General features: G+C 60.4%; 19 protein-coding genes and 1 pseudogene. 9 read left to right on the top strand and 11 right to left on the bottom strand.

Features of this window, described 5'->3' with window-relative positions; translation table 11 throughout:
• Positions 1 to 27: 27 nt before the first annotated feature.
• Positions 28 to 1,212 (bottom strand): FIST C-terminal domain-containing protein, encoded by a 1,185-nt coding sequence (locus tag WN982_RS10795; protein WP_341315676.1) that lies wholly within the window; start codon positions 1,210 to 1,212, stop codon positions 28 to 30.
• 410 nt (positions 1,213 to 1,622) lie between these two features.
• Between WN982_RS10795 and WN982_RS10790 the strand changes: the two genes are divergently transcribed.
• Positions 1,623 to 2,267, top strand: a complete 645-nt coding sequence (locus tag WN982_RS10790; RefSeq protein ID WP_341315675.1) for a hypothetical protein — start codon at positions 1,623 to 1,625, stop codon at positions 2,265 to 2,267.
• 331 nt (positions 2,268 to 2,598) lie between these two features.
• On the opposite strand, the gene WN982_RS10785 is transcribed toward WN982_RS10790, so the two are convergent.
• Positions 2,599 to 2,832, bottom strand: coding sequence for a hypothetical protein (locus WN982_RS10785; protein ID WP_341315674.1), 234 nt, complete (start codon positions 2,830 to 2,832; stop codon positions 2,599 to 2,601).
• Between the two features lie 594 nt (positions 2,833 to 3,426).
• On the opposite strand from WN982_RS10785, the gene WN982_RS10780 reads away from it, so the two are divergent.
• The gene (locus tag WN982_RS10780; RefSeq protein WP_341315673.1) at positions 3,427 to 3,777 is read left to right on the top strand and encodes a hypothetical protein; all 351 of its coding nucleotides are present in this window, start codon (positions 3,427 to 3,429) and stop codon (positions 3,775 to 3,777) included.
• A 576-nt stretch (positions 3,778 to 4,353) separates the two neighbouring features.
• Here the strand turns inward: WN982_RS10780 and WN982_RS10775 are convergent.
• The 4 genes from WN982_RS10775 to WN982_RS10760 form a co-directional block, all read right to left on the bottom strand.
• Positions 4,354 to 5,895 carry a methyl-accepting chemotaxis protein gene (locus WN982_RS10775; RefSeq protein ID WP_341315772.1) on the bottom strand — a complete coding sequence of 514 codons (1,542 nt, stop codon included), beginning with the start codon at positions 5,893 to 5,895 and terminating at the stop codon, positions 4,354 to 4,356.
• A 293-nt stretch (positions 5,896 to 6,188) separates the two neighbouring features.
• Positions 6,189 to 8,006 carry a histidine kinase gene (locus tag WN982_RS10770; protein WP_341315672.1) on the bottom strand — a complete coding sequence of 606 codons (1,818 nt, stop codon included), beginning with the start codon at positions 8,004 to 8,006 and terminating at the stop codon, positions 6,189 to 6,191.
• A complete protein-coding gene (locus WN982_RS10765; RefSeq protein ID WP_341315671.1) occupies positions 8,006 to 9,097 on the bottom strand; it encodes an ABC transporter substrate-binding protein in 1,092 nt (363 codons plus the stop codon). The genes WN982_RS10770 and WN982_RS10765 overlap by 1 nt, the downstream gene beginning before the upstream one ends.
• Positions 9,098 to 9,371: 274 nt before the next feature.
• Positions 9,372 to 9,719, bottom strand: coding sequence for an MTH938/NDUFAF3 family protein (locus tag WN982_RS10760; protein WP_341315670.1), 348 nt, complete (start codon positions 9,717 to 9,719; stop codon positions 9,372 to 9,374).
• Between the two features lie 373 nt (positions 9,720 to 10,092).
• On the opposite strand from WN982_RS10760, the gene WN982_RS10755 reads away from it, so the two are divergent.
• The 4 genes from WN982_RS10755 (at position 10,093) to WN982_RS10740 (ending at position 13,044) form a co-directional block, all read left to right on the top strand.
• Entirely contained in the window at positions 10,093 to 10,338 is a 246-nt protein-coding gene (locus WN982_RS10755) for a hypothetical protein (RefSeq protein ID WP_341315669.1), read from the top strand.
• 34 nt (positions 10,339 to 10,372) lie between these two features.
• The gene (gene phaZ / locus WN982_RS10750; RefSeq protein ID WP_341315668.1) at positions 10,373 to 11,608 is read left to right on the top strand and encodes a polyhydroxyalkanoate depolymerase; all 1,236 of its coding nucleotides are present in this window, start codon (positions 10,373 to 10,375) and stop codon (positions 11,606 to 11,608) included.
• A 410-nt stretch (positions 11,609 to 12,018) separates the two neighbouring features.
• Positions 12,019 to 12,216 carry a hypothetical protein gene (locus WN982_RS10745; protein ID WP_341315667.1) on the top strand — a complete coding sequence of 66 codons (198 nt, stop codon included), beginning with the start codon at positions 12,019 to 12,021 and terminating at the stop codon, positions 12,214 to 12,216.
• 261 nt (positions 12,217 to 12,477) lie between these two features.
• Positions 12,478 to 13,044, top strand: a complete 567-nt coding sequence (locus tag WN982_RS10740; protein WP_341315666.1) for a phasin family protein — start codon at positions 12,478 to 12,480, stop codon at positions 13,042 to 13,044.
• Positions 13,045 to 13,296: 252 nt separating this feature from the next.
• On the opposite strand, the pseudogene WN982_RS10735 reads toward WN982_RS10740, so the two are convergent.
• Positions 13,297 to 13,479: pseudogene (locus WN982_RS10735) on the bottom strand (glutathione S-transferase); the annotation flags it as partial.
• Between the two features lie 114 nt (positions 13,480 to 13,593).
• Here WN982_RS10735 and phaZ (WN982_RS10730) point away from each other — a divergent pair.
• Entirely contained in the window at positions 13,594 to 14,859 is a 1,266-nt protein-coding gene (phaZ, locus tag WN982_RS10730; RefSeq protein ID WP_341315665.1) for a polyhydroxyalkanoate depolymerase, read from the top strand.
• A gap of 52 nt (positions 14,860 to 14,911) precedes the next feature.
• Here the strand turns inward: phaZ (WN982_RS10730) and WN982_RS10725 are convergent, their stop codons facing one another.
• Positions 14,912 to 16,054, bottom strand: coding sequence for a patatin-like phospholipase family protein (locus WN982_RS10725; protein ID WP_341315664.1), 1,143 nt, complete (start codon positions 16,052 to 16,054; stop codon positions 14,912 to 14,914).
• A gap of 701 nt (positions 16,055 to 16,755) precedes the next feature.
• Between WN982_RS10725 and WN982_RS10720 the strand changes: the two genes are divergently transcribed.
• Positions 16,756 to 18,093, top strand: coding sequence for an aromatic acid/H+ symport family MFS transporter (locus WN982_RS10720; RefSeq protein WP_341315663.1), 1,338 nt, complete (start codon positions 16,756 to 16,758; stop codon positions 18,091 to 18,093).
• Positions 18,094 to 18,194: 101 nt separating this feature from the next.
• Positions 18,195 to 19,421 carry a porin gene (locus WN982_RS10715; RefSeq protein ID WP_341315662.1) on the top strand — a complete coding sequence of 409 codons (1,227 nt, stop codon included), beginning with the start codon at positions 18,195 to 18,197 and terminating at the stop codon, positions 19,419 to 19,421.
• 86 nt (positions 19,422 to 19,507) lie between these two features.
• Here WN982_RS10715 and maiA read toward each other — a convergent pair whose 3' ends face one another.
• Genes maiA through gtdA form a run of 3 tightly spaced genes read right to left on the bottom strand, consistent with a single transcriptional unit; the run spans position 19,508 to position 21,979 of the window.
• On the bottom strand, positions 19,508 to 20,179 hold the full coding sequence (maiA, locus tag WN982_RS10710) for a maleylacetoacetate isomerase (RefSeq protein WP_341315661.1): 672 nt from the start codon (positions 20,177 to 20,179) through the stop codon (positions 19,508 to 19,510).
• 22 nt (positions 20,180 to 20,201) lie between these two features.
• Entirely contained in the window at positions 20,202 to 20,900 is a 699-nt protein-coding gene (locus WN982_RS10705; protein WP_341315660.1) for a fumarylacetoacetate hydrolase family protein, read from the bottom strand.
• A gap of 32 nt (positions 20,901 to 20,932) precedes the next feature.
• Entirely contained in the window at positions 20,933 to 21,979 is a 1,047-nt protein-coding gene (gene gtdA, locus WN982_RS10700) for a gentisate 1,2-dioxygenase (RefSeq protein WP_341315659.1), read from the bottom strand.
• Positions 21,980 to 22,028 lie beyond the last annotated feature (49 nt).

Genomic DNA, 22,028 nt, shown 5'->3' with positions numbered 1-22,028 from the left:
TGGCGAAAATCAGAACCGTCCGGAGCCTCAGTCCGGGCTCGTAAAGACCGTCAATACGCCGGTGTAGCCGTAAAGGTGATTCCTTGCAATCTCGCCGCCGGCGAAGAATCCCACCAGCGGTACCTCGCCTAGGGCATTTCGCACCGTCTGCAACTCCGCATGCCGCGCTCCGAAGTGCGGCCCGCCCCGTCCCGAGCAACTGACATACAGGGCGCCCGACATGTGCCCCGCCGTGCCGCTTTCCAGTTCCGATCGGATTTCCGTTGCAATGCGCACCAGATCGACCCGGGCAGCCTCGGGGTTGCGCGTGCAAAAGGCCAGATGCATGCCGGGCTCGACCCGATCCGCAATCGCCAGGACCCGGTGCTGGGTATCCACGCCCACCAGGTGCCGCACGAGTGTATCCGCGCCGAACTTTCCAGGCCATTTCGGCACGTCCTCGGCGCCGGTGCTCAAGCCCGCCAGGGTGGTAGACAGCGCCTGCGACAACGCATCGATTGGCAGATCCCGGTCGAGTCCAAGATCTCGCAACACGCAATCGAGTGCGGGCTTGCCGTCCAGCGTGCCCACCAGATTGTGTTGGGCCTGGGTGATGGTGCGCACCGGCCCGATGGGCTGGCAGCCCTGCGTCACGCGTGAGATCAGACCGACCTCGGGGCCGAAGAGCACGCCGGACATTCCCCCGGTGAACACGCCATCCGCCATGTGCAGCGGACGGTTTCGCGCCGAGGATAGGCCGCCGAAGAGATAACCCGTGGTCGTGCGGGCGCTCAGTTCGTGCAGCAATTCTTGCACGTCCGGCGTGCTGCCCTCGGCATGGACCAGCGCGGTATGGGCCACGAACCCGGAGGATGTCGCAGGCAGTGGCTGCCGGCCGGAGAATAGCCGGAATGATTCCCGTGGCAGTGGCGCGACCATCAGCACCAGGGCCGGTTCGTCGATGTATTCGATGCCGCTGGCGGCCACACCGACACCGACCGTACCGACCCAGGCGACGCCTGGCTGACCCCGGTGCAGTTCGTCGAGGATCGCCTCGGACGCGGGTGCGTAATAGTCGCTCACGTAACACCAGCCGAGCGTGAACGGAGCGGATTCGTCAAGCTGCGCCGCACGGGCCGCAATTTGGGTTTGAATTTGCCTCTGGCACTCGGCGAGAGCCACCCGCCAATCGGCGTGGGCGGCGTGAGCGTGGACAAACGAAGCGCGGGACATGGCCCAACCCTGTCGAAGACAACAATAAGTTGGACCTCCGCTGGCAAGGCATGTTCAGCCGGCCGTTGAGAAACCCGCGATCAGACCGGCCGCCAGCGCTTGCGGTTCATGAGTACAACCCGTGATGTCCGCGACCGGCGCTTGCCGGACCCATTTCCGCCGGTCACCCGGTTGCACATCCAGGGGCAGCTAAGGGAGTGGTCCGGTCGTACATGGCGTGGATCGATCCATCCGATATCCGCCGCAGGGACGCGGCACAAGCCGTGCCATTGCCGCCGCGCAAGCCGGGAACAAGCGAATAGCGCAGAATAGGATCGTGAGCGCCTTCAATCGCGCGTGAGAGGAAGTCGCGCCCGACTTCAGTCATTAGGGCTAGGCGTTAGCGAGACAACTTTGCTGCAGAGAGAGCAATGAAGAAAGGAAAGACCAAACTTACCCGCCATGATGCCGAGCGCCTTTTCGAGGGTCTGCCCGAAGGGAACGTGAGAGTATCGAGCCGGCCCGAGAACCCATTCGAAGCAGGGGTATTCGACGTGGTCGAGCGCGTCGACGACGAAACCAAACTCTGGAAAGACAACCTCATTACTCTTCCGATGGCGATCGAGTTGCCGGCCGGCTACGAGTCGGTCTCTCGCATGCGCGAGGCGATGGCGCGGGCATGGCGCGTGAAGTGGGTGAGGGAGGGTAAAAACGAGGTTGTCGCCGAGTTTCCTGAAGGATGGACCGCCGTTCGCCCAGAAAGCGGCCCCATAGAGTTGCGAGATCCGTCCGGCGTGGTCCGCGCCTTATACGGGTGGGCCAAGGATGCTGAACTCAGGATTCTGCCGCGGTATCTGGTTGAGGCACAGGCGAACAGTTCAAGCGGACTAGGCAGCTTGCTTGTTCGTGATCGCGGGAACGGTCAAATTCTTGAGAGGTCGTCGACCTGGTCTGCTCAAACTGGTACCAACCATCCAGATTGGACCAGGCTGTCAGCGTGGCTTAACTTACGCTATCCACAACATCACGACCCGCTGAGGTACTGGGAAGATTGCGAGGAAAACATCCAAAACTGAGCTACTTCTGGGGGCGCTGTTCTCGGGCAAACTGCTACACCCAGCTTGACAGATGCGAAAGGAGGGCTGACCGCTTGATTGGGCTTCCGGGTTCGGCCAATAGTTGCCGCTCGCTCATCCCACAACGTCGTCATCCGAACGGCTGGTCCACGCCGAAACCTGCCGGATTGTCCGATGGTGACGATGCGCCCATCGTGCTCGGCCGCGCGACGCTGGATCGAGCGGACCTCTTTGGCAGTGACTCGTCTTTGCCATAGGTTACCGCCCCGGTGCGTGTAGATTATGTGATCACCGTCAGCAAGCGGCTTTCGGCCTGATACACGCTTCCAAGTTAGCGCGGGCTTCGGAATTGGCGGGCAAAACTGCCTCCTGAAAACCAAAGGTGGCGCGGTAAACTCTTCGCCCGGCCTCGCCGGACTGAGGTCTGACCATGGCTGACGCCGCACTGCGATCCGAGTTGTTGCCGCCCTTTGAAAGCAAAGAGTCCTTTGAGGTCAAGCCACGTGCCGACCACGCCATCCTTGATCTCGTCCAGTTCCTCCTGGATTTCAAGGTACAGAGTCATTTCCTGAGATTCGTTGAGGGCATAGGATACGGGAGCGTAACTCTTTTGATACCGCGTTCGCGACACCTATGGTCAGCGTAAAGTACGCGTAAAACCATGCCACCTGGGGAATTCCGAGAATAGGGAAGAGGGCACCCGGATGACAGGAACATGCGTCGTATGCTTTCGCCGGGCTGTGGAAACGCAAAATCTCGCCAAATATGCTGCTCTTTCTAGATACCGAGTACACAGGATATGAGCAAGCCGCTCCGCAACTCATAAGTCTGGCGCTCGTGACAGAAGGCGGAAAGCGTGAGTTCTACGTGGAGATTGCTGATACATGGCGCGTAGCTGATTGCACCGAATTCGTAAAACGAGAGGTCCTGCCGCTTGTCGACGGCCCATGCCGTGCAACTGTACAAGCCCGGGCTGAACTACGTGCGTGGCTTGCAGATTCTCCACGCAAGGTGCAAGTGGCGTGCGATTCAGCAACAGACTTCAATTTCTTGCTCGGTTTGCTCGGTTCGCCACGTCCCGTTAATCTGGCGTCAGCCTATTTTGATCTGCGGCCGTTGATCGATACGACGGTCTATGACCGGTCTGTCGCCGCTTACTATGAAACCGATCAAAGGCTTCACCATGCTTTGGCTGACGCCCGGGCATATCGCCGCGGATGGTTGGCTTGGATGGATGCTCGAAAAGCCGGATCCGGAAAAAACCGATGAGCAGCGACAGCATGGAGCGCCAGAATTGAGCACGTATCGGCTGCGACTACGCAAAAGTATCCGCACAAAGCGCTTGAAATTTCTGGAACGCGAAAAAGACGTAAAGCTGTCCGCGCAGTACGAAAAACGTGGATTGTCATTTTCGGGACGCGATTGGGTAGCCTTACATGACAACTTTACGTACGAGCACTATCGACGACGAAGGGCAGCACAATCTTTTCGCCTTATCAATTTTACATAATGTAAATTATCAACAACAAACAAAATCCAGGTTGTAATTTATATGAAAGACACGAAATGGCGCGTCGATTCCGGCCCGCAATAGGTGCTCGAAGACTTTGAAGGCAAGGTCATGGCCCGGAGTACTTCAAGAGCACGTGAAAGATCCGGTGAGATGTCCAGTGCACTCGACTGCATGCGCCTGTCGTCAAGCCGGTCAAGGCTCATAGCAGGCCGGATCGTCTCCGGCGGAAACACTTGCCAGCTACCATCGTGGTGACGGAAGAAAAACACCGTAAGTGCACCGGCTGGTCGTTGGATCTCGACGCAAATACAGCGTGCCGCGTTGGCCCCCGGGAGACGACGAAGCCGAACACGCACAAGACGTACGCCTGTCGCGCCAAACCACTTGTCAACCAGCACGCGCAAGGATTTCTCCGCCGTTGTCATCTCCGCCTCCGTGTGATCCCGTACGAAACCATGCTAAGGCGTCGAAATAGTTCTTTCCGTCGGGAGAGGCGGATCGCTCGGTGGGGAATGATTGATTCACGCGTCAGGATATCCGTACCCCGGCGCTCATGCATCTGATGACGGCAACCTATTGTCCGGCCACCCGAAATACCGCCACCACAGAACGCAGGCGCCCCGCCTGTTCGTCGAGCGACGCCGCAGCCGCGGCCGCCTGCTCCACCAGTGCAGCATTCTGCTGCGTCACTTCATCCATCTGCGACACCGCCCGGCTGACCTGCTCAATGCCAGTGCTCTGCTCGTCCGACGCAGAGGAAATCTCGCCCATGATGTCGGTTACCCGGCGAATCGACTGCTCGATCTCGGCCATCCGGCCACCTGCTACCTCGACGAGCCGGGTGCCGCCGCTGACATTGGCCACAGACGCCTGGATCAGGCTCTTGATGTCTTTCGCGGCTGCGGCACTGCGTTGCGCAAGGGCGCGGACCTCGCCTGCCACGACAGCAAAACCGCGCCCATCCTCGCCTGCCCGTGCTGCCTCGACAGCGGCATTGAGCGCAAGGATATTGGTTTGAAAGGCAATGGCTTCGATAACCGAAGTGATCTCGGCGATTTTTTTCGACTCGCTCTCGATCTGCTTCATCGTCCCGACCACTTCCTGTACCGCGGAACCCCCACGCGCCGTGGCCTCGGTCGCGGCATTGGCGAGCCCGTTCGCCTGTCTTGCATTGTCCGCGTTCTGCTTAACGGTCGCCGTAATCTGCTCCATGCTGGCGGCCGTTTCCTGCAATGACGCCGCCTGCTCCTCAGTACGTTGGGACAGATCGAGGTTGCCTTGCGCGATTTCGCCTGAACCCGTTGCTATCGAATGACTCGCCGACTGGATCTCGGACACGATGGCCGCGAGCTTTGACTTCATGTCGTTCAGCACGTATAGGAGGCTGCCCGGAAACGCCCGTCCCACTTCAACCTCGATGGCCAGATTGCCGCCCGCGATTTGCGTGGCGATATGGGTCGCATAGGCAGGCTCCCCGCCGAGCGCCCTCTTCACGCCGCGCGTCGCCGCCCATGCGATCGCGCCAACCGCGGTGAAGATGACGGCTGCAATGGAACCCAGAACGATGACGAGCTTCATGAACGCTGCGTTGATGTCGTCATAGAAAAAGCCGGTGCCGATCCACCAGTCCCAATCGGGTATCGCAACCACGCCCTGCAACTTCGGCTCCGGGTCCGCATCCGGCGTGCGCTTCACGAGTACGTCGACGAGCGCAATATGCGAAGCCGCCATGCCCTCACGGTAAGCCTCGCTGTCGGTCAACCCTGTCGTGGTTTTATTGCCCTTAGCCCTGGTCCCGATGAACCGGGCATTCGGGTGGACCAAATTCACGCCATCGGCCGTAGTGACCCAGTAGTAGCTCTTCGTGTTCGCGTTGAGCTGGGAGACGACGTCTTTGGCTGCTTGTTGGGCCTGGTCGCGCGTCAGCACGCCGCGCGACTGCAGGTCACGGTAGTGATTGACAAGATGCTCGGCTTTCGTCAGAAGAATAACGATCTGTTCACGCCGACTGTCGACGAGCGAGCTGCGTACAGTCTGAACGGCGGTTGCCGCAACGAGTACAACGCCGAGCAAGGCCGCGACGACCAGAGCCAGCAACTTGGTGGACAACTTCATGCGAACGCCCCAATTTGTTAACCATCTGGTACATTTAACGGCATTCGCGACGTGCTTCTTCAAGCCTCTTGACCCAGGATAAACCCTTGATCACCTGCGCTTCTGTGATATGAGGGACGGCGTGAAACGCATCGAAAGCAAGCTCTTCGGTCGTGCTTCGGGACAATAAGCCAACACGTCCCGACCAAACGTCACCTGGCTGGAACATCAGCCTCCTGCATCGAGTGCGTCAGATGCTTCGTTGCACCGTAGCGATCCGTTGAGATCAGCACAAGTCATTCCGCCTGACGCAATCAGAACTCAGAGGTGACGGAATCGTCCTGAACGCAAAGGCGCACGACCGACCCGGCGCCCCGCTCGCTCTGGATATGCAGGCGGGCATCGATCAAGCGGGCGCGTTCGGCCATCCCTTGCAAGCCGTACGAGTAGCCGGCGCGCGCGGCAACGATATCGAAACCTCTTCCGTCATCGCAGATACTCAACTCGAAGCCCGCTTCGGTGCTGACCAGCATCACGTCGACGCGCGACGCGCCAGCATGGCGGGCCACATTGGTCAGCGACTCCTGCACGATGCGGAATATCGCTGTTGCGCGCGGATCGGTGAAGCTGGGTTCCGCACCCTTCATATGGAAATGACAGGGGATCTGCGTATGTCTGGAGAAGTCCTCGGCGAGCCATTCCAGCGCCGACGCAAGACCGAAATTCAGCGCGGCGGGCCGCAAGTGGCTCGCCACATGGCGCACGATCCGGATGGTCTTCTCGACCAGCTCGCGCATCTCATCCGCTTTTCGGATTGCAATTGAATTTCCGGCCAGGTGCATCTTCAGCAACGACACGTCCATTTTCAGCGCGGTCAGCAACTGGCCGAGTTCATCATGGATTTCCATTGCAATGCGCTTTCTCTCCTCCTCGCGGACAGCCTCCAGGTGCGCGGACAGCTGGCGCAGTTGCTCGCGCGAAGCCAGCAGTTCGAGCTCGGTGCGTTTGCGCTCCCCGACTTCCAGTTCGAGCTGGTCACGATGGCGGCGCAGGTCTTCCTCTGCGTGCTTACGGACGGTCATATCGGTCAGCAGACCTTCAAGGCAATGCGGGGCGCCATCGTCGCCAGCCACGCCACGTGCGTTCAGTTGAGCCCAGATCGGCTTGCCGTCCAGCCGGTGTAACTGCAGTTCGAGGCCGGCAATTTCGCCGCGCGTGCTCAGGATGTCGAACAGGCGCTCGGTTTGCGCCGGCGAAAACGGCCGTCGGCCCGGATCGTTTGTCCAAGCCTCGATCAGGTCGGCCGCCGTGCCGTACCCGAGCAGGTGCGCCATTGCCGCATTGGCCTCGTTGAGCCGGCCGCGGCGATCCAGCAGAAAGATCCCTTCGAGCGAATTCTCCACGATACTGCGGTACTTTCTTTCGCTCTCGCGCAGGCACGCCGTCGATTCGCGGAGCCGGTCCGCCATGACATTCACGCGCGTAGCAAGCCGCCCAAGCTCATCTCCAGATTCCGCCGCGCAGCGTGCGTCAAGATCGCCGCCGGCGATCCGGTCGACCATTTCTTCCAGCCGATTGATCGGACTGCGCACCATCCGTTTGAGCAGGATGAAAGTCGCGGCATAGAGTGCGGCAACAACCATCGCCATGGTCGCGAAAATGGCCCGGCGGGCGCTGCTGATCGCCTGCTCGGCGACCGACTTCGTCAGCACAACGCGGACTTCGCCGATCTTTTCCCGCGGCGCCGCACCGGGCGGATCATATTCGATCGCCCTGACGCGCACCACGCTGTCCGCAGGGTCCGCATCACGTGCCCCCTTCACGGTGGAAACCGTACCGTAGTTCGCCGCAGTAACCGTAAATTCCGCGACCTCGGGATTGGGCGCAAGCGCCGCAAGCTGGCTGTCGATTGCGTCACGATCGACGTTCCACAGCGGTTGCGCCAGCGAGTGGCTGAACAGATCGGCAATCCGCGTGGCGCGCTCCTCCAGTTCGACAAGCCGGCGCCCCCGCTCGTGTTCGACAAGACTGTACGCGGAGGTGCCGGCCACAAGCGCAACAAGCACGACGAGCGCGAGCATCAGCTTGGTGTGCAGACTGAGCGAGCGCGCAAGCCGTGGCGACAAACGCATCAGGAAACCTTCGACGTGGTGTTCAGGAGTTTTTCCATGCTGAAGTCGTATGAGCCAGGACGTGGATACAGGTATTTTGAGTACGGACCGAAGTCGAGCGTATGGCCGCGCCCGAAAACTGCCTCATTGTATCGAGCGACATTGTCATGATGGATGACGCTCAGGTAGTCGAGCTTCTGGCAAACACCGCCGGAAGCGGCAAAGTCTTTGCCGCAATGGTAGTCGTGCAGCAAGACCATGGCCCAGGCGCCGATGAAATAGTCGCCCGCCACCATGGCCGCCAGACTGCCGTCGGCCACGTTAGCCAGCGCCTCTTTTAGGGCTCCTACTCCCCCAATCAGGACGTGAGCGTTGCACGCCTTGACCGCATTCAGAGCCCCGAGTGTCATCGTGTCATTGGCGGCCCAGATCACATTCGCGTCCGGATACCGGGCAAGCAGCACACGCGCCTTTTGATTGCTGTCGGCATAGCTCCAGTCGCTAAACACCAGTTGACAGGTGCGCGCGTTCGGCGCCCGGGAGATGAATGCGTCGACGCCGGCCGCACGCTCCTGCGAGACGGGCGTTTTGGGGTCTCCCGTAATGCCGATCACCTTCGCCCCGCTCTCGCCAAGTCGTCGATACAAATATTCCATCAAACGATAGCCACCGCGTGCGGCGTTTGCCGTCACCGTTCCGATCCAGTTCTGGATCTGCTGCCGCTCGTTGCCGAGCTCGTGCCGCTGCCCGGGCGTGAGGTCGTTGTGGATAAGCAGGATCTTTGCGGATGAACGCGCCAACGTCTTCAGCATCTGCTGCGCGGCCATCTTTTCGTTGACGATCACGACATAGTCCGGCGCATCCGGACGTAGCGCGACTTCTTCGGCCTGACGCAGCATCAACAGGTGGTCGCGCTCCGCGTACAGTACCTCCAACTGCATATCGAAGGTCTTCGCCGCGATGGCCATGAATTGGGCGACCAGTTGCCAATGCTGCCCGGTGCCACGCTCGACGGCCTCGCCTGGGTTGAGGAATACCACACGAGGCGACGATCTCGACGCTAAACTGGGGCGCGCCATGCACAGCAGGCCGGCATTTGCGCAGGCGAGCAATGCTTTTCTGCGATTCATAAATCGATTCACTCAGTTACCGCCAGGGGGCGCTGGGTGCTCGTCGTGCGGGGATCACGGTTACGCGGCGGACACGCCGACGCTCATTCTACGTGCCTCTCCCGGGCGAACAATATTCACCCGGGAAAACCACAGCACTTAAGCGACTCCACTTTCCGCTCGAGGCGAACCTCATCAGCGAGCGCTGGTGCGTCGCGTACGTGAACTGGCTAAATGCTGCTCAGTTTCGATGTAAATTCATACCACGCCAAATGGCCTAGCACGTGACATGCAGGATGGCATTGGCCTGGTCAGGGTGCTCCTTCAGATTGGCGATGGCCTCTGCTGTCGGCAGGATCAGCAGTTCGACTTGCCGACGCCGGGCCTCGAGCTTCACCTCTTCCATTACCGGTAATGCCCCGGTGCCGGTACCAATCACCAGCCGCGTGCATTTCCAGGGTATGTCCTCCGCCAATGACAGCGGTGTGTGCCCAAAGGTCTCGCGGAACGCCTTGGATGGGTTCTTCTTGCGTTTGCGAACCTGTCCGTGCTCGATCACCACGTCATGCTGGTAGGTGACGCCATCAATGCGGATGGAACCAAAGGAAAATGCTTCGAAGCGCATGCCCATCTCCGCCGCTTTTGTGCTGGTAGCCACTCATTGCGCCAAGACCCAACAGAGTGGTCGTCCAACACAATCATTATAGGTTGGAGGCTGCGTTGCGCGAATGTGTCCCGTCGGCGACCACCAGGAGTAAGCAAGTGCTTCGTGAAGCGCCAACAGATGGCTCGGCTTCCGGTTGTCATTCCCGAACACTCGTCGTTGCTGATACTGTTGCTCGTTTTTGGCAGTCCGTCGTCGACACGCAGGTGCGTTTCATATGCGAACAGACCCTAGCACTGAACATCCAGCGTGGCTTGCGCGCGGAACTCCCGGACTACCAGTCGCACATTGGTGGCAGATGCTACGATGGCTGAAAATCGCTGCGGAGGTCTTAATGCAAAGCCCCGCTCTGTTCCACGTGTTTCTCGACCACCTCGAAGCGAACGGCGTCCAGCCTATCGACATTCAGCGGTTCGTGGACCGGTGGCACAGACTTCGATCGCACGACGCGTTTCCGTGCCCAGTCTGCTACCTCGCCGGCGAGGAGCAGCCGCTCGCTGCATTGCCGGCGCAAGGTAACGTCGAGCCATTCAAATGCCCAGGTTGTCGAACGCAGTTCGACGTACCAATCGACGAGTAACGCCACGTCTTTCCGACGAAACGCAGGAGACAGCATGTGGTACGCGTGGCTTGAAGCTCAGCGTGACCTGATGCAGTCGATCAGTGACTGGGCGATGCGCGGATGCGACGTCTGGACGCCGCAGGCGATGCCTTGCACGCCCGTCGCCGCTGCCGGCTATGACTGGCTGTACCGGCTGGTTCGACCGCCCCCCGCGCCACCGCCGTTCGGCATCCCCGCGGTGACGGTCGGCGACCAGTCGGTACCCGTGGTCGAACGGGTGGTCGACAGCACGCCGTTTTGCGCGCTGCGGCAATTCATGCGCGCGCCGGCGCCAGTTGCACCCACGCGCGGTCAAAACCGCACCGCGCCACCGGACATCTTCCTTTGCGCGCCGCTCGCGGGACACCACGCGGTCATGCTACGCGAGACCGTCGAAACGCTGCTACAGGACGGCGATGTGTACGTCACGGACTGGGCCAACGCGCGTGACGTGCCGCTTGCCGCAGGCCGCTTCGGACTCGACGACTATGTGCTCGCGCTCGAACGCTTTCTGCGCAAACTGGGCTGCTCGCATACGCACGTCATCGCCGTCTGCCAGGCTACTGCGCCGACCCTTGCGGCTTCGGCATTGCTGGCGAGGCAAGGAGAAGCACCGCCGCTCAGCCTCACGCTGATGGGCGGGCCGATCGATACGCGCCTCAATCCGACGGCCGTCGACCGGATGGCGCAAAGCCACAGCCTCGACTGGTTTCGCGACACGGTGATCGACACCGTTCCGCCCCGCTACGCCGGTTCCGGCCGCCGGGTCTGTCCGGGTTTCATCCAGCATGCGGCGATCGTCACCGCGCATCCGCACCGCCAGTTGGCACTCGAATCGCGCTACTGGTCGAGCCGTCTCTCAGCTGACGCGACAGCCGTCGCGAACAGCCTGCGTTCACTGAACGAATACGCCGCGACCCTCGACATGACTGAAGATTATCTGCTCGACACGATCCTCGTGATCTTTCAGGAACAGCACCTTGCCCGTGGGGAATGGCGCGTCGGCGGAAGCTGTGTACAGCCGCAGGATCTCGCATCCATGGCGCTTTGCACTGTCGAGGGCGACCGCGACGACATTGCCGGCGCGGGCCAGACACATGCCGCTCACACGCTGTGCAGTGCGATCCCGGCACAGAAGCGCTGCCGTTGGACGATACCGGATTGCGACCACTACGACCTGTTCACCGGCCCGAGGTGGCACGAGGTGATTCACCCCGCTGTGGTCCGGTTCTGGGCGTCGGTGCGCTGACCGGGGTGCCTTTCCTTGTAGGTTAAGCCCGAATCTCTGCCATCGTCGCAAGCGAACCGCAACGAATGCCCGGGGAGATGCGGGTGGAGGATGGTCGAAAAAGCGAATGCCGCCCTGCAATCGGGCGGACAGTGATTGAACTGCGCGGCAACATCATCCCACGCGAAAGCCGGCAGACTTCGACCGGGCGGCTGGGCAGCGAAGGTTGTCTTTAAAAAAGATGTTTCCCGTATTGATCTTTCGGTCCGGGCGGCATTAAATGGATTCTCCTACAGCGTGCACCAGGCGCCCGGTCAGCCAGCACCTCGCGTGTGAGGTCGCGGTATTCGCCCACCGAGCCCCGCTCGCGGCGCGATGGCTGTCATGCAAACTCCCCAGCAAACGCAACGCCTATAACCGAGGAGGCGAAGATGCTGAGTCCCCATGAATTTGCAACCCTGATGCTGCTTAAGGACGCCCCGGATCAGGTAGAACTGAATCGTGCGGATCTTGACGCGCTCCTGGAAAGTCAGCTCGTCAGGCTGCAACGGCTCGCGTCCGGGCACCAGCGCGCCGAGATAACCGTCAACGGGCATTCTCTCCTCGAAGCCGTGGCCCGGATCCGCTGAGCGGCTCCCGGTCGTACACCTCCTGACGAGGGACGCGCGCGCGAATTTGACCTGCGCATGAGCCGGCACCCTGCCACGGGAGCCAGGAAAGAGGCTCGTCGGACGCAGCTTGCGCAACGCTGCGTAAGCACTTGAAAACGTCGGCACGTCGCGTTGCGCACGTGCCGGACACCGCCATTGTTCCATCAACACGGCCCTGTCACGCGAAGGTTCGATCTGATTCCGAGAACCCGCGCGGGGCCGAATTTCAGGAGCTTCATGATGAGTCTGATGACCCCCGAGCAATTCAATGCCGCCCAGAAAGCCAACCTCGACACCCTGTTCGGTCTGACGAACAAGGCATTCGAAGGGTTCGAGAAACTGGTTAATCTGAACCAGGAGGTCGTGAAGTCGACACTCGCCGAAATCCGGGATAACGTGCAGAAAGCGCTGTCCGTCAAGGACCCGCAGGAACTGCTCGCGCTGCAAGCCAGCCTGACACAGCCATTCGCCGAGAAGGTCTTGTCGTATGGACGTCACGTGTATGAAATTGCAACGTCGACGCAAGCCGAATTCGCCAAGGTCGCCGAGGCGCGATACGAAGCGCAGAGCCGCCGGGTGCAAACGCTCGTCGACGACATCGCGAAGAGCGCGCCCACGGGTTCGGAAGCCGCCGTTGCCGTGATGCAGTCGGCGATCACGGCTGCCAACGCCGCATACGAAACGGTTCACAAGGCCACGCAGCAAGCGGTTGAAATCGTCGAAGGCAATTTCAACGTGGTGGCGGCTGCCGCATCGAAAGCGACGCAACAGGCCGTCGAGCAAACGTCGCGCGCCGCGAGGAAGTAGCGATTGACGCGCGTTTCCGCAGCGGCCGTCGCCGGGGACGCTGCGGAGCGTATTGATCGTCTGCCGGTGCCTCCTTGTGCCGGCATTTGGAATTCAGCGCCCGGCCGCCGTCACCGACGTCATTCAGGAAACGGATGAGTCATCCCGCGAGCCAGGCGTGAATCCCGGCGGCCCAACGGGCACGAGACGCGCAGCGCCGCCGGCTACGCGGCGGCGTTCTCGCGAAGTCGAAGCCGTTTCGCCCCGTGCGGCTCAGAACTCGACATCGAGTTCGTCGATCTCGTCGGGTTCCTGCCTGGCGGCTGCGATCCACTCCTGCATTTCCGGCAGGGCCAGAATCGTCCGGCAATAGGCGGCCGAAACGTCATCCAGTTGCACGTCATAGGTCAGAAACCGGGTGACGACCGGCGCGTACATGGCATCGGCCATGCACCGCGCGCCGAGGTGTCCCACTATCAAATGATAAAAATAGATATACTAACTATATAGGAACGACAGGCCATTTTTGGTTTTTCGAGCCTCTACAGTGGTTATTTTGCGGGCTCCCGCATGATGTATCAAGCTTACCAGTCGTATGTCGACATGGCCGCCCCGCTTCAGGCGGTCGCCAGCGCGGTAACCGCTTCCTCTGCGGCGTGGCCAGGACTGTTGTCCCCGAACAGCCGGACGAGGGAGTTCGACGCGTTCCATGAATGGCTGGCGCTCGCGCGCCTCACGCATCAGCGGCCGCCGTTTGGCATTCGTTCTGTCCAGATTGATCGCCAGGTGGTCACAGTGAGCGAAGAGGTTGTGAATCGCACGCCGTTTTGCTCGCTGCTGCATTTCAGGAAAGACGTCCAGCCCACCCTACCGCGGGTCCTGCTCGTCGCGCCATTGGCGGGCCACTTCGCCACGCTACTGCGCGGCACGGTGGCCACTATGCTCGCCGAGCACGACGTGTACGTCACCGATTGGCACAATGCGCGCGACGTCCCTCTGGCGGACGGCCCGTTCGGTTTCGACGATTTCGTCGGGCATCTGGTTCGTTTTCTCGAACTGCTTGGTCCGGGGACTCACGTGGTGGCGGTCTGTCAGCCGACGGTCGCGACGCTGGCCGCAGTCGCGCTGATGGCCGAAGATGACAGTCCGGCGCAACCGCGCAGCATGACGCTGATCGCCGGCCCTAACGATACCCGCGTCAATCCAACCCAGGTAGACGAATGGACCGTGAGAACCCCGCTCGCATGGTTCGAGAACAATCTGATCGACCTCGTGCCAATGCGCTTCCCAGGGGCGATGCGGCGCGTCTATCCCGGATTCGTGCAGCTTGGTGCGTTCATGTCGCTGGACCTTCGGCGGCACGTCAGCGCGTTGATCGATTTCTACAATTACCGGGTGCAGGGCGACACGGGGAAAGCCGAGGTGATCCGCGCGTTCTACGCAAATTATTTTGCGACGATGGATTTGCCGGCCGAGTTTTACCTCGACACGGTGAGCCGGGTTTTTCAGCAGCATGCGCTGCCGCTTGGCAAGCTGCTGATCGCTGGGCGTCGCGTGGACACGCGTGCCATCAAACACACCGCGCTACTGACCATCGAGGGGGAGAAAGACGACATTTGCGCGGTCGGCCAGACCGAAGCGGCGCACGAAATGTGCGGCAGTCTGCCACCCTATATGAAGACCCATTACATGCAGACCGGGGTCGGACATTACGGCGTGTTCGCGGGCCGGCGCTGGGAGGCGCAGATCTACCCGATCGTCAGGGAGCTCATTCACGATAGCGAAATTCGACGCGCATCGGTCCACGCACCGGAGGGTAGCGAAACGGTTTGTTGAACCCGATAGGTTCGTTGGGCTCGCTGCTGCAAAGCATGCATATCGCGTCACGTCACCTCGCGTCTGCCGGCGCGTGCGCGACGCCCCCCGCCCCCAGTACCGGTTTGACCAGTTCGGCGTGTACATCACACGAGGCCGCGCGGCCGAGCTGGACGTGACTGGAAGCGAGCCATCGGTCGGCCACCGCGCGCCCGCGCTCGAACAACTTGTCGATAAGCGCCCATGACGTGCTGCTCTTCGACACGAAGCCGAACTCCGCCAGGAAACGGTCGTCACGGATCAGATGGAAACGCACGGTCTTGTATTTTGTCGGCTTCGTGGCGTTCGCGGCATCGAGATCGGCGAGGACGCGATTCACCGCCTCGATGGCATTGATCTCGAGCACGACGGATGTGTTGAAACCGATCTCGTTCAGGCGATCCTGAATGTCGCGCGCATTTCTGGGCGGCATGTGTTGCCGGACAAGCGGATTGACCATCACCAGGATCAGATCCTGGGCGACATCGACGAGCGGCGACAGTGGCGGGTTGCCGAGATATCCGCCGTCCCAGTAGGGCACACCGTCGATTTTCACCGCCCGAAACTCGGTCGGCAGACACGCGGAGGCACGCAACGCATCGATGGAGAGAGCCGGTTGCGTGAAAATCGTGCGCTGATTGTCGCGTACATTCGTCGCCGAGACGAATACGCGCACCGCTCCTTCTGCCTGGTTGAACGCCGCCAGCTCGGCGGGGGGCAATACTTCCTCAAGCAGTGGGCGCAGCGCATCCCGGTAGAACGGATTGTTGTACGGAGAGATGACGAGGCCCACGGCCTCGAGTGCGATCGCCACTGGACTCCAGTCGATGTTCCAGCCCCCGAACGGACCGGGCTCGGCAAAACCGAAAAGCGGATTGCCGGCGAGTGCCCCGCCGCGCGATACCGCTTCCCAGAAGGTGCGGAGCTTGCCTCGCGCCGCTTCGGCGCCGCCGAGCGCCAGTCCGCACGCACACAGCGTGGCATTGATGCCGCCCGCGCTCGCGCCGCTTATTGCGGCGATATGAAGCCTCCCCCGCGCGACCTCTTCCAGCAGACGGTCGAGCACGCCCCATGTGAAGGCGCCATGCGACCCGCCGCCCTGCAGTGCCAGCGCGACGCTGGGGAGCGCGCCCGCCCCGTTCGGCCCGACTGCCGCCGCCGTTTGCCTATCCTCCATCGCGCACACTCCTTCGATGTCGAAACGATGACGCTTTCTTCTTCGACGAGGCCAACACGCCCTCCATGTGAGCGTAGTCGGAAGTGACGCTGTCGTAAAGCTGGGCGAGATATGCGTTCAACGGAGTGCCGCGTGGGTTTTCGGCACATTCACCGCGATCGCCTTGATCGAAAACTTTTTGTCCGTGTCGTACTCGGCGTGTGGCTTGGTCGCACATGCACCAAGCAATGCAATTAAGGAAAATGTCGCGAGACGCGCTGCTTCATTCGTATCTTTTTCTTCTCAACTACTCAAAATTCGGCCGATGTCGGCTCCAGCACGACGCGAGAACGGCATTTAAGCGGCTCGCCAATTGACCTCCGACGCCGTCAATCCAGGGATAACGATGCTTCGGCGTCTACGCGGCGATTCTCTATGGGATCGCCGCACTGCCCTGTTTGCCCAGATGCAACGCTGTCTTGAGCGCAGCAACCCGGCGAATCCTCCCAAGCGTTGTTGGGGCTGCGTTTCAACGACGCGTGCGCAACAACCAGGTAACCCGATCGGCTGCAAGTTAGAACCCGTCCTCGCGAGATGCCATACCACCACATGCGAAATAACTATCGTGAATAGGCAATATGCGCTGGCCTCACGTAGACGGCGGGAAGACCGCCCGATTACTTTGGAGGCCAGAGATAAAAATCACATTCTGGAGACATTCAATGAAGACCTCTTCGCCAGTCATCGACGTCCGCGCCTGGCTGGATGCGCAACCTTTCTCGCCGTTTCAATGGCGGGTGGTATTCCTTTGTTTCTGCATCGTCGCTGTCGACGGTTTCGACACTGCTTGCGTCGGCTTCATCGCACCCGCATTGACGCACGATTGGCATATCGGCCCTTCCTTGCTGGGTTCGCTGTTCGGCGCCGGGCTGGCCGGCCTGATGATCGGTGCGTTGGCATTCGGTCCACTTGCCGATCGAGTTGGCCGCAAGAAGACGCTGATCGCGACAGTGGCGTTCTTCGGCGTCGCAAGCCTCGCAGCAGCGTACTCGCCAAGCGTCGAATTCCTCATTGCGCTGCGCTTCGTCACCGGCCTCGGTCTCGGAGGCGCGATGCCGAACGCCATCGCGCTGACCTCGGAGTATTGCCCCGAACGCCGGAAGTCTTTCCTCACGACGGTCATGTTCTGCGGATTCACGATGGGCTCCGGCTTGGGCGGCGTCGTCTCAGCTCAACTGTTGCCAGACCACGGATGGCGAAGTGTCCTCATTTTCGGAGGCGTACTCCCTTTGGCGCTGGTGCCGCTTCTCGCAGCGCTGCTCCCTGAATCGGTACGATTCATGGTATCGCGCGGATTTAAGTCGACCCGGATTGGGCCGCTTCTGTCGCGCATCGCCCCCGTTCAGTACAACGAAAACACTCAGTTTTCCCTCCGGGAAACTAAAGCCCAAGGCTCGCCGGTCCGACAGCTTTTTGCCGTCGGCTTTCGGCGCGGCACCTTGCTGCTCTGGAGCGTTTTCTTCATGAGCCTGTTGATTGTTTATCTCATGACGAATTGGCTGCCGACGCTCATCCATAGCTCTGGCTTGTCTCTCGCCGCCGCGGCAAGGATCGCAATTCTTTATCAGGTGGGCGGCACTGTCGGCGCGCTCGTCATTGGTTTTCTGATGGACCGCTTCCCGCCGACCATCGTGCTCGGTTCCGCGTATGCGGCCGGCACACTCTTCCTCATGGCAACAGGCTACGCACAGGGCTCACTGCTGGCAGCAACGGTGACAGGCGTCGGATTCTGCATTAGCGGTTCGCAAGTGGGTGCCAATGCATTCGCAGCTCGCTACTATCCCACGGCGAGCCGGGTCACTGGTGTCAGCTGGGCACTCGGGGTCGGTCGCCTCGGATCGGTCTGCGGCGCACTTGTCGGCGGAGTGCTTCTTACTGCGAACATCGGCTTCTCCCTCCTCTTCCTCATCATTGCCGTTCCCGCAGCGATGGCATCGATTGCCATCTATTCATGTGGCCTCCAGCCAGGCGGCCACAGCGTCAAATCCGCCGTCGTCTAAGGTCGTCTCACGTCGACTAAATCCGCATTGCATCGACAACACAGTAACCCGTGTGCCTCATCGAGGCACGCATTCCTTCCCTATAAAAATCGGAGACTTCCATGAAGAGGTATTCTGCTGCCTGCCTTATTGCCGTTACGGCGGGAACCGCTCATGCCCAAAGCAGCGTAACGCTGTACGGTTTGATCGATGTCGGCGTGACTTATACAAACAACGCGCAGACCGGCAAAGCAAATGGTCGCAATACCGGCGCCAGTCAGGTTGCGCTCACGGATGCCCACACCACGGGTCTATCAGGGAGCCGCTGGGGCCTGCGTGGCACAGAAGACCTGGGGGGCGGCCTAAAGGCAATCTTCGTACTGGAAAACGGGTTCATGGTGAACAGCGGTGCTTTGGCACAAGGCGGGGCGGAATTCGGGCGGCAAGCCTATGTGGGACTATTGTCGGCAAACTACGGCACCGTGACGGCGGGTCGTCAATACGACCCGCTTGTTGATTCTGTCCAGCAGTTTTCGGCGTCGGGGTCTTGGGGCGGTTACATGTCCTCGCACCTGAACGACATCGACAACCTTAGCAACACGAACCGTATCAATAACTCGATCAAATACACTACGCCGACTTTCCACGGTATCCGCGCGGGCGGCCTCTATAGCTTCGGCGGCGTCGCAGGCAGCGAGACGCAGAATCAGATATGGTCTCTGGGCATCAACTATAACGGCGGCTCCTTCTCGTTCGGAGCGGGATATCTGAATGCACGGGATCCAAATGTCTCCTTCTATGGCAATACGCCAAACAAGGGACTCGCCACTGCCAACAATATCGGCTCTTTCGGGTCTACCACCGCACCGCAGGCGTCTCCGGGTTCAGCGGGATACGCTTCAGCGAAGACACTCGAGATTATCGGCGGCGGTGCGGCTTACAAGATCGACCAAACCACCATCAGTGCGGTGGTGACGAACACGCGCTTCGGATCGCTCGGCTCGTCGTCCGGTCCGAACCCACTTCACTACTCGGGCAATGCCATTTTTACCAGCGCGGAGCTTAGCGTTCGAACCATGATCACACCAGCGCTGCTCACAGGCATTGCTTTCGATTACACGCAGCGCAACTCAGTGAAGGGGGACGGAGGCGCGAAATATCTCCAGCTTGATCTGGGGGCCGATTACAACCTCTCAAAGAGAACCGATGTCTATGCCCTGGCAGTACTACAAAAGGCAAACGGTCGCGACTCATTGGGCCAGTCTGCTGTAGCTAACATTAGCGGATTCACGCCGTCGGCAACCGATAAACAGATCGGCCTACGTCTGGGTCTTCGACATAAATTCTGAATAGCTCGACCATCGCCCGCGCCTTCGTCAACAAGTCCGCACGTAGGCACTTCGCTTGCTAACGCGGGCGACCTCGCCTGGCTTTATCAAGCCGATACGTAATCCGGTTGGTTCTGCGGTTTCGCACGCTCGAACGCGGGATGTTTATTCGCGTGCTCATAGATCTTGAGGCTCCGCGAGTAAACGCTCATATCGCACCCCATTCTCTGCGCGTTGGCAAATTGCGGCACGAGGCACACATCGGCTAGCGTAGGCTTCGCACCGAAGCACCACGGACCAGCGGTGCCACCGGCAGCAGCTTCCGCGTCTGCGCGTGCGAGCAGACGCTCAACGCTCGTCATGCCCTCGGCGATCCAGTGCCGATACCACGCATCCTTCTGCTCGGGCGTCACCTTCAGTTCATCCTGCAGATAACGCAGCACGCGCAGATTGTTGACCGGATGAATATCGCACGCGATCAGGTTTGACAACTCCAGCACCCGCGCCCGCTCGCGCGCATCGTCGGGTATCAGGCGTGGCTCCGGATGGCGTTCGTCGAGGTAGTCGTCGATGATCGCGAGCGACTGGCCGAGGCGGAACTCGCCATCGACCAGTGCGGACACTGCTGCTGAAGGATTGATTTCAGCGACGTAACGAGCGTCGCGATGCGCGCCGGTGCGGATGTTCACCTGCTCGTACGAAAAATCGAGACCCTTCAGCGCAAGCGCGATACGCACGCGGTACGACGTCGAACTATTGAAAAAGCTGTAGAGCTGCACGGCAACACCCTCCTGACCACTGTCAAATAACTCGCACGGTCAGCTCGCCAAGCCGATCAACGCCGACTTTCATCGTATCGCCGGTTTTGACCGCGCCAACACCTTCCGGAGTGCCGGTGAAGATCACATCGCCTGGTTCGAGGCGGAAGAATTGAGACAGGTAAGCGACCGTTTCCGCAACCGACCAGATCAGGTGCGACACGTCACTCTTCTGCTTCATCTCGCCGTTTACCGTGAGCCACAGGCCAGCACTTTCGAAGTGACCAACGCTGGCGACCGGGTGAATCGGACCCAGTGGCGCAGAGCGGTCAAATGCTTTGCCCAGTTCCCACGGCCTGCCCATTTCGCGCATTTTCATCTGCAAGTCACGGCGCGTCATATCCAGACCAACCGCATAGCCCCACACGTAGTCGAGTGCTTTTTCGACGGGAATGTCTGCGCCGCCCTTGCCGATCACCGCGACGAGTTCCGCCTCGTAGTGATAGTTCGAAGTTTGCGACGGGTATTCGAGATCGAGAGTTTCGCCGTACGAAACCGGTACGACCGCGTCAGCCGGCTTGCAGAAGAAGAACGGCGGCTCGCGGTCCGGATCGTAGCCCATCTCGCGCGCGTGTGCCGCGTAGTTACGGCCGACGCAATAGACGCGGCGCACGGCGAACTTGTCGTCCCCGCCGACGACAGGAACAGCGATGGGCGCCTCTGGAGTGAAAACGAATGCCATAGTGTTCAACCTGAAAATGGTTAAAAGTGACTTCAAACGCGCTCTTCGCGTAGCAAATTCAGTGCAGCCAATACTGGTCGATCCGAATAACTGAACAGCACCGCATCGCTGTCCGCGTCGAGACGCACCTGCGCCCACGAAGGCACGACGAAGACGTCGTGCGGCTCGAACGTGAAAGTCTGTTCGCCGATATGTACCGTGCCCCGCCCTTCCACAACGCAGTAAACGGTTGCATCGGTACTGCGATAGGTCCGCCCGCGGAATCCGGCCGGCAGGAATTGCATGAAGGTAGCGATGGTCGGCATTGGATAGCCACCCGACGCCGGATTCGCGTACCGCAGCTTCACACCGTCCCACTTGTCGTGCTCCCCGTTGCGGTACAGACGATCAAGCGCCTCGCGACTACGTTCGTACGGATAGCTGAAAATCGGCGAAGTGGGATCCTCTACCTTGTAGCGAACCGGTAGCATGTTGTGCCCATAGCGCGCAAAGCTGTCACCCTCGGGCCGTGTAACAGGCTGTGTCGCCTTGGAAAAATTCTCGGCGAGACCTGCGTCCAGATGCGCGACAAGCGGGATATCGAGCCCATCGAGCCAGACCACCGGTACGCCGCCCTCCTCAACCGTCAAATTGCCGTGGTCGTGCCAGGTCCACGACGGCGTAATAATGAAGTCGCCCGGGCGCATCGCCGTGCGCTCGCCATTGACGGCGGTCCATGCGCTCTCACCTTCTACAATGAAGCGCAAAGCTGACTGGGTATGACGATGGCTCGGTGCAATCTCGCCGGGAAGGATAAGTTGGAGGCCCGCATAGAGATTTGGCGTCATGCTCGACTTGCCGGGCAGGCCTGGATTCTCGAGGATCAGCACGCGTCGCACCGCTTCTTCAGCGCTGATAAGCGCCCCAGACTGCAAGACGAGGTGACGTATCTGCGCGTATTTCCAGACCGCGGCAACGGCCTGCGGCTTGGGCTGCTTCGGAACGAGGTTGTGCAGCGATTCCCACAACGGTGCCAATTTTTGTTGGGCGATCTGTCCGTAATAAGCCGCGCGTTGTTCGAGTTGCGTATTTGCGGTCATACACGTCTCCTGTGATTGGATCGGCGACGTCCCCTTTAGTGCAAATGGT

It is taken from the genome of Paraburkholderia sp. IMGN_8, assembly GCF_038050405.1.
Taxonomy (GTDB): domain Bacteria; phylum Pseudomonadota; class Gammaproteobacteria; order Burkholderiales; family Burkholderiaceae; genus Paraburkholderia.
The sequence above is the reverse complement of the archived record's forward strand: the minus strand, read 5'-3'. Positions and strand labels throughout refer to the sequence as shown.